Origin of the sequence: Bradyrhizobium sp. 45, from assembly GCF_023073155.1 — a bacterium.
GTDB lineage: Bacteria > Pseudomonadota > Alphaproteobacteria > Rhizobiales > Xanthobacteraceae > Bradyrhizobium > Bradyrhizobium canariense_D.
The window spans coordinates 1-13,172 of record NZ_JADPIX010000051.1 but is presented as its reverse complement, the minus strand read 5'-3'; the positions used below and the strand labels follow the sequence as shown (position 1 = coordinate 13,172).

Annotated in this window: 15 protein-coding genes; 13 read left to right on the top strand and 2 right to left on the bottom strand. The window is 59.3% G+C overall.

Annotation, left to right across the window (positions count from 1 at the left end):
* The first annotated feature begins 221 nt into the window (after positions 1–221).
* The 13 genes from IVB42_RS08805 (at position 222) to IVB42_RS08745 (ending at position 11,806) form a co-directional block, all read left to right on the top strand.
* Positions 222–998, top strand: a complete 777-nt coding sequence (locus IVB42_RS08805; protein ID WP_247469996.1) for a class I SAM-dependent methyltransferase — start codon at positions 222–224, stop codon at positions 996–998.
* On the top strand, positions 995–1,684 hold the full coding sequence (locus tag IVB42_RS08800; RefSeq protein ID WP_247469995.1) for an acetyltransferase: 690 nt from the start codon (positions 995–997) through the stop codon (positions 1,682–1,684). Before IVB42_RS08805 ends, IVB42_RS08800 begins: the two co-directional genes overlap by 4 nt.
* Complete coding sequence (locus tag IVB42_RS08795) at positions 1,681–2,631, top strand: GNAT family N-acetyltransferase (RefSeq protein ID WP_247469994.1); 951 nt, start codon at positions 1,681–1,683, stop codon at positions 2,629–2,631. Before IVB42_RS08800 ends, IVB42_RS08795 begins: the two co-directional genes overlap by 4 nt.
* Before the next feature lie 25 nt (positions 2,632–2,656).
* Positions 2,657–3,793 carry a hypothetical protein gene (locus tag IVB42_RS08790; RefSeq protein ID WP_247469993.1) on the top strand — a complete coding sequence of 379 codons (1,137 nt, stop codon included), beginning with the start codon at positions 2,657–2,659 and terminating at the stop codon, positions 3,791–3,793.
* The gene (locus IVB42_RS08785; RefSeq protein WP_247469991.1) at positions 3,793–4,665 is read left to right on the top strand and encodes a hypothetical protein; all 873 of its coding nucleotides are present in this window, start codon (positions 3,793–3,795) and stop codon (positions 4,663–4,665) included. The genes IVB42_RS08790 and IVB42_RS08785 overlap by 1 nt, the downstream gene beginning before the upstream one ends.
* A 164-nt stretch (positions 4,666–4,829) precedes the next feature.
* Positions 4,830–5,756: a glycosyltransferase family 2 protein gene (locus IVB42_RS08780; RefSeq protein WP_247469990.1), complete on the top strand. Its 927-nt coding sequence runs from the start codon at positions 4,830–4,832 to the stop codon at positions 5,754–5,756.
* A gap of 50 nt (positions 5,757–5,806) precedes the next feature.
* Positions 5,807–6,361 (top strand): dTDP-4-dehydrorhamnose 3,5-epimerase, encoded by a 555-nt coding sequence (rfbC, locus tag IVB42_RS08775; protein WP_247469989.1) that lies wholly within the window; start codon positions 5,807–5,809, stop codon positions 6,359–6,361.
* A 14-nt stretch (positions 6,362–6,375) separates the two neighbouring features.
* Positions 6,376–7,434: a dTDP-glucose 4,6-dehydratase gene (gene rfbB, locus IVB42_RS08770; protein ID WP_247470071.1), complete on the top strand. Its 1,059-nt coding sequence runs from the start codon at positions 6,376–6,378 to the stop codon at positions 7,432–7,434.
* Complete coding sequence (gene rfbD, locus IVB42_RS08765) at positions 7,431–8,333, top strand: dTDP-4-dehydrorhamnose reductase (RefSeq protein WP_247469988.1); 903 nt, start codon at positions 7,431–7,433, stop codon at positions 8,331–8,333. The genes rfbB and rfbD overlap by 4 nt, the downstream gene beginning before the upstream one ends.
* Positions 8,330–9,196 carry a glucose-1-phosphate thymidylyltransferase RfbA gene (gene rfbA / locus IVB42_RS08760; RefSeq protein ID WP_247469987.1) on the top strand — a complete coding sequence of 289 codons (867 nt, stop codon included), beginning with the start codon at positions 8,330–8,332 and terminating at the stop codon, positions 9,194–9,196. Before rfbD ends, rfbA begins: the two co-directional genes overlap by 4 nt.
* Positions 9,197–9,504: 308 nt before the next feature.
* Positions 9,505–10,311 (top strand): YdcF family protein, encoded by an 807-nt coding sequence (locus IVB42_RS08755; protein WP_247469986.1) that lies wholly within the window; start codon positions 9,505–9,507, stop codon positions 10,309–10,311.
* A gap of 260 nt (positions 10,312–10,571) precedes the next feature.
* Positions 10,572–10,790, top strand: coding sequence for a hypothetical protein (locus tag IVB42_RS08750; RefSeq protein ID WP_247469985.1), 219 nt, complete (start codon positions 10,572–10,574; stop codon positions 10,788–10,790).
* Complete coding sequence (locus tag IVB42_RS08745) at positions 10,787–11,806, top strand: glycosyltransferase family 4 protein (protein ID WP_247469984.1); 1,020 nt, start codon at positions 10,787–10,789, stop codon at positions 11,804–11,806. The genes IVB42_RS08750 and IVB42_RS08745 overlap by 4 nt, the downstream gene beginning before the upstream one ends.
* Here the strand turns inward: IVB42_RS08745 and IVB42_RS08740 are convergent.
* Both IVB42_RS08740 and IVB42_RS08735 read right to left on the bottom strand, forming a co-directional pair.
* The gene (locus IVB42_RS08740; RefSeq protein WP_247469982.1) at positions 11,794–12,741 is read right to left on the bottom strand and encodes an NAD-dependent epimerase/dehydratase family protein; all 948 of its coding nucleotides are present in this window, start codon (positions 12,739–12,741) and stop codon (positions 11,794–11,796) included. The two genes, IVB42_RS08745 and IVB42_RS08740, sit on opposite strands and share 13 nt — an antisense overlap.
* Positions 12,742–12,826: 85 nt before the next feature.
* On the bottom strand, positions 12,827–13,172 hold a 346-nt coding region (locus tag IVB42_RS08735), incomplete at its 5' end, for a polysaccharide biosynthesis protein (protein ID WP_247469980.1).

Genomic DNA, 13,172 nt, shown 5'->3' with positions numbered 1-13,172 from the left:
GCATCGGGCAGGCCGAAAAGTTACACGTTTGGGTTCATCCATCTAGTACCTTTTGGTAAGCGTCATCCCGCGCGGATCCCCCAGCAGGAGTTCCGGAACGAACGGGCCCCGACTGGCCCGACGCTTGCTGGATGGTCAGAACGTTAGTAGTAAAATCCCTGGGTTGTGGGGGCGTGCGAGCGAGTTCGTCGTGGCTAGATTTTATGGATTGGGGATGCGCCTTGAAGGACGATGATCTCGAAAGTTCGCGCAACATCGATTTGGCGGCCGTCGCGCTCGATTATGAGAGCTTCCGGAAACTTGCCTCTAATCCGCATTTGTCAGTTCACGAGCGGATTGGATTTCCTGTGCAGTATCGTGAGAATTTTGAGCAGGCGATTTTCCAGGACATTTGCCGGAAACTGCCAAATCTCGAGAGCCGCAATAAAGTTATAGTCGATGTCGGACCTGGTTGTGCGAACCTGCCCCGGATGCTTATTGATCTTTGCGAGCGAAATGGGCATCGCCTAGTCCTCGTCGATTCCGCCGAGATGCTGGATCAGCTACCTGACCGTCCCCACGTTCATAAAGTTACTGGCTTCTTCCCTCGAAATGTCGAGGAGGTTCGACGCGAAGCAGATGGTCCGGTGGATGCGATTCTAAGCTACAGCGTCCTGCAGTACCTCTTCTCGGAAACCAATCCGTTTCACGTAATGGATGTCATGATCTCACTTCTCGCTGATGGTGGTGAGATAATGCTAGGGGATATCCCGAATGCATCCAAACGAAAGCGGTTTTTCACAAGCGTCGCCGGAATCCGTTTCCATCGCGAATTCACCGGGAGAGATGATCTCCCGCCGCTTCCGGCCGGCGTTCCGCTTGGGCTGATCGACGACTCCGTGCTGTCCGGCCTTATTGCGCGCGCGCAAGGCGCAGGCTGCGACGCGTATTTGGTTCCTCAGCCTGCCAATCTCCCAATGGCCAATCGCCGCGACGACCTTCTTGTGAGAAAGCCATGAATGCAAAAACCGAACGTAAGCCGTTGCTCATCATCGGAAACGGTGAAATAGCCTCCATGGCATACGAATATTTCCTGCATGACTCCCCATACCAGCCGGTCGGCTTCGCGATCGGTAAAGATTACATCCGGGGTGATACGTTTGAGGGGCTGCCACTGGTCGACATTGAAGCCGTCAACGAGCGATTTCCGTCCGACCAAGTGACGGCGTTTGTCGCCATTGGCGATGCTCAGCTGAACCGAGTGCGTGCGCGGCATTATGACCTGATGAAAACGAGAGGTTATACGCTTGCGAGCTATGTCAGTTCGCGCGCCTTCGTTTGGCACAACGTAAAGATCGGCGAAAACTGTTTCGTGCTTGAAGACAACACGCTCCAAGCCTTCGTTACCATTGGCAACAACGTTATTTTGTGGAGCGGCAATCACATCGGTCATCGCTCGAGTATCGAGGACCACGTTTTCGTCACCTCGCACGTCGTCGTATCCGGCTTCTGCAAGCTTGGCGCCTATTCCTATTTCGGCGTTAACGCTGCAATCGGAAACAATGTCGACATAGCTCGCGACAACTACATCGCCATGGCTGCAAGTATTGCGTCTTCGACGGAGCCCAATTTGATATACCAGGGCAATCCTGCTGAACCGCGCAAGGTCTCTGCGACCCGTTTCTGTAGGGTCAAGGGCGAATGATCCAGTTAGTCAACTATGACCCACAATATCGGGAGTCATGGAACGCGCTTAACGCTCAGGCAAAGAACGGTCACTTTTTTTTCGACCGGAACTTCATGGAATATCATGCGGATCGATTCCATGACTCATCCTATCTCTTTCTCTGCGAGCAGACGCCGATCGCATTGTTGCCTGCTAATTTATCGGGCGACACGCTCTACTCGCACCAAGGGTTGACGTTCGGCGGTCTTGTGCTCGATCAACGTGCTACGTCAGTTCGCGTTCTTGCGATGTGGCAGCTGCTGTTGGCCGATCTCCGTGATCGCGGAATCAAGCGGTTTGTCTACAAGCCTCTGCCGCTTATCTATCACCGCTCGCCTGCGCAGGAGGATTTATACGCGCTATTCCGCCACGACGCGAGACTGGTGCGTCGCGATGTGACGACCACGATTGACTACGGCGCGCCGGGGCCTCGATCAAAGCGGCGTCAGAGGGGCGTCAAGAAAGCCGCTAAAGCGAAAATTACGTTCGCAGAGAGCAGGGCTTGGCAGGCATACTGGACCGTGCTTTCGGAGGCGCTTTCGGTTAAGTACGCTGTAGCGCCGACCCATACCGCTGGAGAAATCGCCTATCTTGCCGAGCGCTTCCCAAACGCGATTCGGCTCTTCACTGCGCAGGCCGGCGACGCGATATTGGGGGGCGTGGTCATGTTTGAAACCGCGAGGGTGGCGCACGCGCAATATATCGCGGCAAGTCCCGAGGGACGTGATGTCGGCGCGCTGGACGGTTTATTTGATGTTCTCATAGAGCGTTATCGCAGCTCTAGTCGTTTCTTTGATTTCGGTATTTCAAATGAAGACAACGGTCGAGTGCTGAACGAGGGCTTGGTCACTCAGAAGGAAGAGTTCGGTGGCAGTACGGCGGTGCACGACGCCTACGAGATCGCTCTTCACTCCACGGCAGTTTAGCACGGCCCGGCAGGGAAACGAAACGGTGAACGAGGCGCTACGATATCCATCGTTCTATCTGGCGTTGCCGATCCTGCTGGCGTTGTCGGTGATGGTCGTCAGCTTTGAATTTTCGCTCGCCATGTTCGGAGGCGTGCTGTTCTTCGCGACGGCCGCCGTCGGCATAGTCGTGCTGGACTTCATCCTGGACATTCGTTTGCCGCCGCTGCAGTCGTTTCAGCCTATGGATTTTGCGGGAACGCCTCAGGGGGTGGTCGCTGCCGCCCTTTGCTGGCTCGTGGCCGGGTTCTGCGTCGTCGACTTGACCGCTTTCCCGATCCCTCTCATCGTCGATCCCTCCTCGTATGCCAGCTTCGAGAACGGCCGCAATCACGTCCGCCACATCTCGAATTTGAGCTGGATTTTGCCACCGCTCGCATTGCTCTGTTTCAGAAGCACGGCTGTTCGTATCGCGCTTGTGGCGATCGGCCTGATCTTCCCCATCCTCGTGATCGATCGCAACCGTCTGTTCGCGGCCGTGTTCTCGCTGGTGCTGACGTTCCTTCTGCTGCAGAAGAAGTCGGCGCTGCTTTCCTGGAAAATCATCGTGTCTCTCCTGTTCGGAGGGCTGGTTGCTTTTTCATTGTTGGGAACGGTTCGATCAGGGCCATTGAGCCGTCTCAACCTGCCCTTGAGCGGCTTGTTCGAGAGCTCTCCGGAAGGCGTGAAGTGGCTGCTGCTCTATGTGAGCGCCGGCGTCTACAACTTCTCTTCCATTTTGGCAAAGAACTATCACAATGCGAACTTTCTGCTCAACCAGGTTATTCCTTTCAGTGGATCGGTAGAGACGCTCGGGACCGACATCCCCTTGGATGCGCCGACGATCAATGTCGGCACGGAGTTCTTCCCATTCCTGATGGCTGCCGGATGGAGCGGCGCCCTCCTCAGCGTGTTTCTGCTTTATTGCATGCTGCTGTGGAGCATCGTGCTGCTGCGAGGAAGTATCTCCGTCTGGCGCCTCCTGATTTTTCTTCGTATTGCCTACGTGTCCGTCATGTCGCCTTTCGCTCCGCAGGCCTTCACCTGGACGAATTTCGGGTTCGTGGCGCTGTGTTTGATGATCCCGCTCGCCGGGCATTTTCTCCCTGGTGGTGTGCGTGAAGGATTGAAGGAAGCTGATTGATGACGGTTCACGAAGACGCATCGGTGCCTGCAAAAGCCGTCGCTCGCCCGGAGGGCATCGAACCAAACGACCACCTGCAGCTGTTCGTTCGTCAATGGAGGTGGGCAGTCGCGACCTTCGTGATCGTGGCGGTGATCGCAATTGTGACTCTGAGCCAAATCAAGCCGCAGTGGGAGGCCCAGGCCACGATCCGCGTCGGTCAGGTCTATGATGCCTTCGCGGGGTCCCCGCGGCTCATCGAGACGCTTCAGGATGTGCAGGAGCGGATGCGCATAAAGTCGTTCCTGCAGGAGGCCTTGGAGGAAGCCGGCCTCGATTCGGAGAGCGCTTTGGTCTCGGGAGTACGGATTGATCCCCTCCCGTCGACGGGGATGATCCGCATCACCGCGCGGGCCCCTGTCGCGGACAAGGCAACGCGTGTCGTAACTGCGATCTTTGATCGACTAAAATCCGTACATGGAGAGCTGATGCTGGGGGCTCGCTCGGAAGCCGAGCTCCTGGCACAGCAATATGCAAATGAGCTTGCGGGCCTGCGCGAAGTGCAATCGAATCTGCAGAAGACGTATTCGTCGGCGGGCAATTCGGGCGCAGATGATGGATGGTCGGCTTTAGCATCGGTTGCATCGGCCATGGAAAGGAATGCTAAGGAAATAAGGGAGATCGATCACCAGAGATTCCTGCTGCTGCGACGCGTCAAATATCAGACGTCTCCGACTGAAATGATAGGAAAGATTTCGTCGGCCATGATCGGGAGAGTGAGCCTAGCTCTCATCATCGTCTTTGGCATCGTCATGGGGCTAGCGGCTGGACTCGTGTGCGCCGTGCTGCGCGACTACGTCGCCAGGAAGCAATCACAGCCACTTTCCGCTTAGAGCAGCCGAGTTGCGGCCTCGGGTCTGCCCGGGTTGCGCCGCCGGAGGCGAACAAGGGCGTGGAAAGCGTCGCCACGATTTGTTACGTAGGCACGTCTCATTTCGGGCGCTCCGGCCAATTTTAAAGTGAGTCCCCGGCTGCCTGCACGGGAGGGGAAGTTCAATTGTCCAAGCGTTCCAAAATCACGATCATGCTCGCAGCTCGAAATGGAGCCGAGTTCATCAGCCAGCAGCTTGAATCCTATCGTGCCCAGACTTATCCAAACTGGGAGCTCATCTTATCGGACGACGGCTCGACCGACGGGACGTTGGCGTTGGTCGACGAATTCGCGAAATCCGTATCACAGCGGGTGGTTGTGCTTCGTGGTCCGCAACTGGGCTTCTGGCAGAACTTTGCCTCGCTGGTCAGGAGCCCGGAGGCTTCGGGTGACTTGTTCGGTTACAGCGACCAGGACGACGTCTGGTTCGATCACAAGCTGGCGGACGCCGTCGCCTGGTTCGAGCAGATTCCGCAAGACGAGCCAGCGCTTTTCTGCACGCGTACCCAGCTCGTCACCCGGCAGGGAGAATCGATAGGGTTTTCGCGAGAGTTCGCTCGCGCGCCGGGATTCGCCAACGCGTTGGTTCAGAATCTGGGCGGTGGCAACACCATGATCTTCAACCGGGCAGCCCGATTGGCGCTGCAGAAGACGCCGCCAGAGGCGTCAATGGTTGCGCACGATTGGTGGACGTATCAGGTCATTACCGGGGTTGGGGGGCGCGTACACTTCGATCAGCGACCCAGCCTGGCCTACCGGCAGCACGGGGAGAACGTGTTCGGAAAAAACGTCGGTATCCAGGCGCGCCTGACAAGAGCGCTCAGCCTGGCGTCCGGGCAGATGGCCCAATGGAACGAGATTAATCTGAAACTGCTCAATCAGGTTCGTGACCAGATGCGCCCGGAGAACGTTGCGATCCTGGACCTGTTTGCCAGGGCTCGAACCGCTTGGCTGCCCATGCGATTGTGGCTACTTTGGCGTTCGGGGGTCTATCGGCAGACGGCCATCGAGAACCTTGCACTCAATCTTGCGGCGATCTTTGGCCGGATTTGACGGCTGTCCCGGCAGCCACGGAACTCCCTCAACCTCGCTGGACAATATCCATGAAAATCGAACGTTTGAGTATTCCGGACGTGCTGCTGTTGACCCCGCTGCGGCATGTCGACGAACGTGGCTCGTTCTCGGAAACATTTCGCGCCGATCTCTTGGCAGCCCATGGTGTCGGTGCGGCTTTCGTGCAGGACAACCACGTGGTCACGAAACGCAGGGGAGTCGTACGCGGTCTGCACTATCAAATGGAACCTCGGGCGCAGGGGAAGCTCGTGAGGTGCTCGAGAGGGGCGATCCGCGACGTCGCCGTCGACCTTCGCGAGATCTCCCCGACCTATGGGATGCATGTCGCCATCGAGCTGTCGGAGGCCAATTGGCAGCAACTCTGGGTGCCGCCCGGGTTCGCGCACGGCTATATCACGCTAGACGCTAATTGCGAGGTCATCTATAAGACGACCGATTATTATTCGCCGAGTCATGAACGGGGGATCGCTTGGGACGACCCCGCGCTCCAGATTGATTGGGGCATCCCTTCGACCGAAGCGACCTTGTCGGACAAAGATGGTAATCTTCCGCGTCTGGGCGAACTCTCACGGCGCTCCCACTGAAGTTGTAGGTGATCATGCGGGTTCTTGTGACTGGCGGGGCTGGGTTCATCGGATCGGAAGTCTGCCGTCATTTCATCTCCGGCCTCGGGCTCGACGTGGTCGTGCTGGATACCCTGAGCTATGCGGGCAATCTGGCCTCGCTCGCTCCGGTTGCAGATAGCCCGCGATATGCCTTTGAAAAGGGCGATATCTGCGATCGAGATGCCGTAGAATCGGTTTTCCAGAAATATGAGCCGGGCGCAGTCGTTCACCTCGCCGCCGAAACCCATGTCGACCGTTCGATCGGGCATTCAGAGGTCTTCGTTCGAACGAACGTCCTCGGAACCTTTACCCTGCTGGACGTGTCGCGTCGCTATGTCGAGCGCAGTCCGAGCGTCGCTCAGTCGTTCCGCTTCGTGCACGTGTCGACCGACGAGGTCTATGGATCCTTGGGCGCGGAAGGCGCCTTCACAGAGATGACACCTTATGACCCCAGCTCTCCCTATTCCGCCAGCAAGGCCGGCTCCGACCATCTGGCGAAGGCATGGCACCGCACCTACGGTCTGCCGGTGATTGTTTCGAACTGCTCTAATAATTACGGTCCCTACCAATTTCCCGAGAAGCTCATTCCCCTGATGATACTCAATGCGCTCGAGGGGAAGGCGCTGCCGGTCTACGGAAACGGATTGAACGTTCGCGATTGGCTCTACGTCGCAGATCACGCGCGCGCGCTCGCGACAATTCTGACCAAGGGGCGTCCGGGCGAGACCTACAACGTGGGCGGACGCAACGAAAGGACCAATCTGGACGTGGTGCGACAGATCTGCTCTTTGCTAGATGGGCTGCGTCCGGCCGACACCTCGCACCATGACCTGATTTCGTTCGTCAAGGATCGCCCTGGGCACGATCTGCGCTATGCGATCGATGCGACAAAGCTGGAAGGCGAGCTCGGCTGGCGCGCCGACGAGACATTCGAAACGGGCATTGAGAAGACGGTGCGCTGGTACATGGACCGGGCCGATTGGTGGCGCCCTTTACGGGACCGGGTCTACGGTGGCAAGCGGCTGGGTCTGATCGGAAAAGACGGCTCATGAGGCTTTTCGTCGTCGGTCGTGCAGGCCAGATCGCCAGATCGTTGCGCGAAGCCGCTGTCTGGGAGACTGACCTCGTTCTCCAGTCCGTCGGCCGTCCCGAGGTGGATCTGCTGCAGCCCGGAGTGGTAGCGGCGGCAATTGCAAAGTTTCGCCCTGACATCGTCGTCAACGCAGCCGCCTATACTGCGGTTGACAGGGCCGAAGACGAGCCGGGCGTGGCTTTTGCGATCAACCGGGACGGCGCAAGGGAAGTCGCCGCGGCTGCTGCGAGCGAGAAGGTTCCTATCATCCACTTCTCGACCGATTACGTCTTCGACGGAACAAAGTCCGGTCCCTACAAGGAGCAGGACGCTCCTAATCCGCAGAACGTTTACGGACGTTCGAAGCTGGAGGGAGAGCGAGCCGTGATGTCGGTGAACATCCGGCAAATTGTCCTGCGGACGTCCTGGGTATATGCACCGTTTGGAAGCAATTTCGTGCAGACGATCTGGCGCAAGCTCGTTGAGGGGCAGCGCCCCAAGATCGTCAATGACCAGACGGGTTGTCCAACCTACGCGGCGGACCTCGCCGCCGCCACAATCGCGCTGGGGCGCCGACTGATCCGGACAGGCTGGCAATCCGACTATGCCGGAATAACGCATATGGTCGGTTCCGAGGCCGTCACCTGGTACGACTTTGGGTGCCTGATCGCGAAAAGGTATATGGCCGAAACGGCTAGATCGGCCGAGATCATTCCGGTCTCCTCGTCTGAATATGCGGCCCGCGCCGTTCGTCCGGCGAATTCACGGCTTTCAACCGAGCGGCTGCAATCGGTCTTCGATATCCGACTGCCATCGCTGCAGACATCACTCGACAACTGCCTTGATCGTATCTTGCAGGAACAGGGAGGCCAATCATGAGAGGAATCATTCTTGCCGGCGGCAGCGGCACGCGGCTGTATCCGATGACCCTGGTGACCTCGAAGCAGTTGTTGCCGGTCTATGATAAGCCCATGATCTACTATCCGCTCACTACCCTTATGCTCGCGGGTATCCGTGAGATCCTGATCATTTCAACGCCGCACGACCTGCCTCACTTCAAGGCCCTACTGGGAGACGGCAACCGGTGGGGCCTATCGCTTTCCTATGCCCCGCAGCCGACGCCGGGTGGACTTGCGCAGGCATTCGTCATCGGTGCTGATTTTGTCGAGGGCACGCGCTCGGCGCTCATTCTCGGCGACAACATTTTCTTCGGCCAAGGGCTTCACCAGTTGCTGGCCAACGCGACGGCCAGGACCCACGGTGCGACCATCTTTGCCTATCAGGTGGCCGATCCGAACCGCTACGGCGTGGTGGAATTCGGTGAAGACGGCAAGGCTCTCTCCATCGAGGAGAAGCCGCTGAAGCCCAAGTCGAATTCCGCTGTCACGGGTCTTTATTTCTACGACGAGCAAGTGGCGAGTTTGGCTTCGACCATCAGACCTTCGGGGCGGGGAGAACTCGAGATTACCGACTTGAACAAGCTCTACCTCGATCGCGACCAGTTGCACGTTGAGCGACTGGGACGCGGCTTTGCGTGGCTAGACGCGGGGACACCCGAGAGCCTGCTTGATGCCGCGGAATTCGTGGCAACGGTCGAGAAGAGGCAGGGCTTTCGCATCGCTTGCCCCGAGGAGGTTGCGTTCAGCCAAGGCTATATCGACAGGGCCCAACTTGAGCGACTGGCAGCTGATATGGGCAAGGGCGACTACGCATCATACCTGCGCAATCTCTCGAACATCTAGGTGCGGAGCGGTCCGGAGCGATGCGTGTGCCGCACTGGCGGAAATCCATAGGTTCCTTGCCAGGACACCGCTGCTTTCGGTCGCTCTAGCGACCGCTGGGCATCATCCCACACAGCGAGGGAGGATCACCGGCACTTGCGTCAGAGCGACCTGATCAGCGGCAGACTGGCAAGCATCTCAGGGCATCAGCCCCACTTGACAGCAGTCGAAGCCGCGCGGGGCGGGCGAGGTGTAGTTGCCTAGGTGAAAATGGCGCCGGACGGGCCATTTTACTAGATACCCTGGTGTGATCATAAAGTTGGTGCGCTATGTATTTTTTTCTATCCAAGACCGTTGGTGAGCTTCTCACTCCATCGACGTTCATTGTGGCGATCGCTTCGGCCGGTCTCTTGCTCATCGTTTGTCGCTGGTCGGTCTTGGGCGGACGTCTGCTGGTTCTTTCGTCTATTCTTCTAGTTTTATGCGGTTTATCACCACTTGGATATTGGCTACTGCAGCCATTGGAAAGTCGCTTTCCTGATTGGGACGAGTCTCGTGGCTCCCCGGCTGGGGTGATCGTGTTGGGTGGCAGTATCGACCCTGCTCTTTCGGCTGCCCGAGGAGCGGCAGTCTTTCCAGCTGGAGCCGATCGCCTTGTCGCTGCCGCCGAGCTCGGCCGTCGCTATCCGAATATTCCCATCATTTTCACGGGCGGTAGCGCCAACCTCACAGACGGGGCGCGCGAGGCGGATTTTGCCGTAGGTATTTTTGCTAGGTTGGGACTGCCTACCGAGCGGATCGTTATTGAAAGGGAATCTCGCAACACATTCGAGAACGCAAAGCTTGTAAAGGCTATTACAGTTCCGAAACCAGGCGAACACTGGTTGCTGGTTACGTCTGCGTATCATATGCCGCGGGCCGTGGCATCGTTTCGGGCGGCTGGCTTCTTTGTTGAGCCGTACCCTGTGGATTGGCTGACACCAGGACTTGCCCATGGAAATTTGATCGATCGACCGTTTTACGGATTGCGCCGGACCGATCGAGGACTCCACGAGTGGGTGGGTCTATTTGCCGATTGGGTGTCCGGAAGAAATAAGGAGCTTTTTCCTGCCTACCATCCTTCGGAAATCAATTGAACAATCATCAGCGAGTCAGACACGCCGTCAGAAAACGTCAATATGCTCAATATGAGCCATGCGGATACGATGGTCATCGCACGACCGATGGTTCGAATCATGTTTTCTTCCCCACAGCTGAAGCATACGGCCGTGTTCTCGCCCACACATAAGGCGATATTACGGAAGGCAACAGAGGGACCGAACGCGCTACAGGGCTCAAGTGAATCAAGGTAGTTCCCACGCTGGCGCTGCAGTTCTTGCGGAGTTTCTCTGGAGGAATGAAAGATGATCGCATTGGGTTTTGTCTTAAGCAGGCCGGCATCTCTATGTGGGGTCGATTGATGTCCTGGCAGCTGCTGCTCAGCGACGACTTGGCGCTCACCGGGGCCTCGGCTTGCCTCCGTGACTTCGGCCTCGGCGCGTTCGGCGGCCTGGTCTGGGGCCTCAGCGCGGAGAAAGCCGCGCAGGGCTGGGCGCCGATCGGAGTGCCGGAGTGAGTCCGGCCGCCCATGCGATGGCGGCCGCGCCCTTGCTGCTTGCCCTTGCAATCGCCGCGCTGATATCTGCGTTCGTCACCCTTGCCAGCCGCCCTCTGCTCCAGAGCTACGCACTGGCGCGGCCGAATGCGAGGTCCTCGCATCGCATTCCGACCCCGCAGGGCGCCGGGATCGCGGTGATCGCCGCGACGCTGATCGTCGCCTTGGCCTCGTCGGCCTGGGCCGATGTCGCGCTTCCGCCGGCGCTGGTCGCTGCAACGGTCGGGATCGCACTGGTCGGTTTTGCCGACGACGTCGTGTCGCTGCCGGCGCTCGTGCGGCTGGTGCTGCAAGCCGCCGCCGTCGGCGCGGTGGTGTTCACCGCGCCCGAGACCGCGCGCATCGCGCCGGTGCTGCCGCTCGCGCTGGAGCGCGGCCTCATCTTGCTCGCCGGTGTCTGGTTCGTGAACCTCGTTAATTTCATGGACGGGCTCGACCTGATGACGGTGGCCGAAGTCGTCCCGGTGACGGCAGCGCTGCTGCTGCTCGGATGCCTCAGCGATCTCTCATGGCCGGCCGTGCTGATCGCCACCGCGCTGTGCGGCGCCATGCTCGGCTTTGCGCCATTCAACCGTCCAGTCGCAAAGGTCTTCCTGGGCGATGTGGGCAGCCTGCCGATCGGTCTCTTGCTCGGCTGGTGCCTGCTCGAGCTCGCTCGGCAGGGGCAGATGGCTGCGGCGCTGCTGCTGCCCGCCTACTATCTTGCGGATTCCAGCATCACGCTGTTCCGGCGCATCGCGCGGCGCGAGCCGTTCTTGTCGGCACACCGCACACACTTCTATCAGCGTGCCACCGACAACGGGTTCATGGTCCCGCAGGTGGTCGGGGAGGTGTTCGCACTCAATCTCATGCTGGCATCGCTTGTCATCGTCAGCGTCCGCGCCGGTTCGGTGACGATCACGCTCGTCTCCCTATTCGCGGGCGCGGCCGCGACCGCTTTCCTGCTGCGGCGCTTCTCTCGCGTTCAGGCATCCTGAGCCGACACCGCAAGCCGCAACCCTTCGTCGAGAGAGACCTGCGGCTGCCAGCCGGTCGCCATCGCCTTCGAGGTGTCGAGCTCGAGCGAGCCGATCAGGCCGTCATTCATATCCTGACGCCCCATCATGCGCAGGGCCGTACTGAGCACGTTTGGCGGTATGCCGAATAGGCGGGCGCTCTTGCCGGAGGCTCTCGCCAGGCAAACGATGAATTCGGGCGTCGAGACCCGTTCCCTATCGGCGAGCAGGAATATCTCGAAATCGCTCGTGGGGTCGGGGTGGCCGAGCCGGTAAAGGATGAAAGACGACAGGTTCTGCACAGAAAGGAAGTTGCGGCGATTGCGGATCGCCGCAAAGGGCAAAGGTAGCCCCAGCCTGACTGCGCGCGCCAGCAGCGGGAAATTGCCCTTGGCGTGCGCGCCATAGATCAACGGCGGCCTGATCACCGAGATTTTCATATCAGTGTCCTGCGCCAGCAGCCTCAAGCCCGCCTCAGCTTCAGCCTTGGATGTGCCGTAGAGGCCATGCGGCGTTGGGAGGTCACTCTCGCTGAACGGCGCACGTCCGTCATTGCTGCGGCCGTGCACGAGAACGGTGCTAATGAAGATGAAGTGGCGCACGCCGGCCTCCGCCGCACGGCGCGCCAAGTGCAGTGTGCCCTCGACATTGACGTCGCGGTAGAGCTCGACCGCGTGCTCCTCGTTCTTGTAATGCACGCGTGCGGCGAGATGGACGACGGCGTCGACGCCTGCAAGCGCGGCCTGCCAGTCGGTTTCGGGGCCGATCGATCCGATCACGACCTCGCTGTCGGTCCCCTTCGGGCTGCGCACCGCTGGGCGGACCGACCACCCCGCCCGCGTCAGCGCAGGCACGACATGCCGGCCAAGGAAGCCGCTCGCCCCCGTCACCAGCGCGACCGGCTTTATCTCGCTCATCGCTGCGCCGCCAGAATAGCGTTGCACAGCAACACGCCGATCGAACCGGCACAGGAGACGACGATCTTGCCTAGAGGCTGCATGGTCAGGCCGCAGTCGACCCGAATTCCGGAATCGCGTCCTTCAGGATGGTCCTGATGGTGGCCCGATCGTCGCGCGCGATCGCCTGCTCCAGCGCCACAATCCATTTGCGCAGCGTCTGCATCGGCGGCTCGTTCGGCTGCGCGGCCATGATGCCGGGGACGCCGATCTCGCGCGTCGGCTCCTCGGAGGCGAACAGGATTTCGTGCAGGCGTTCGCCGGGCCGCATGCCCGTGAACACGATCTCGATGTCGTAGCCGGGTTGCAAGCCCGAGAGACGGATCATGCGCTCGGCGAGATCGACGATCTTCACCGGCTGGCCCATGTTGAGCACGTAGACCGACACGTCC

Bases quoted from the DNA above. Each gene is read 5' to 3' on its own strand.
- IVB42_RS08740 (WP_247469982.1), bottom strand. From the start codon at position 12,741: ATGAGCGAGATAAAGCCGGTCGCGCTGGTGACGGGGGCGAGCGGCTTC.
- IVB42_RS08800 (WP_247469995.1), top strand. From the start codon at position 995: ATGAATGCAAAAACCGAACGTAAGCCGTTGCTCATCATCGGAAACGGT.
- IVB42_RS08750 (WP_247469985.1), top strand. From the start codon at position 10,572: ATGAAAGATGATCGCATTGGGTTTTGTCTTAAGCAGGCCGGCATCTCT.
- IVB42_RS08785 (WP_247469991.1), top strand. From the start codon at position 3,793: ATGACGGTTCACGAAGACGCATCGGTGCCTGCAAAAGCCGTCGCTCGC.
- rfbC (WP_247469989.1), top strand. From the start codon at position 5,807: ATGAAAATCGAACGTTTGAGTATTCCGGACGTGCTGCTGTTGACCCCG.
- rfbB (WP_247470071.1), top strand. From the start codon at position 6,376: ATGCGGGTTCTTGTGACTGGCGGGGCTGGGTTCATCGGATCGGAAGTC.
- rfbD (WP_247469988.1), top strand. From the start codon at position 7,431: ATGAGGCTTTTCGTCGTCGGTCGTGCAGGCCAGATCGCCAGATCGTTG.
- IVB42_RS08755 (WP_247469986.1), top strand. From the start codon at position 9,505: ATGTATTTTTTTCTATCCAAGACCGTTGGTGAGCTTCTCACTCCATCG.
- IVB42_RS08795 (WP_247469994.1), top strand. From the start codon at position 1,681: ATGATCCAGTTAGTCAACTATGACCCACAATATCGGGAGTCATGGAAC.
- rfbA (WP_247469987.1), top strand. From the start codon at position 8,330: ATGAGAGGAATCATTCTTGCCGGCGGCAGCGGCACGCGGCTGTATCCG.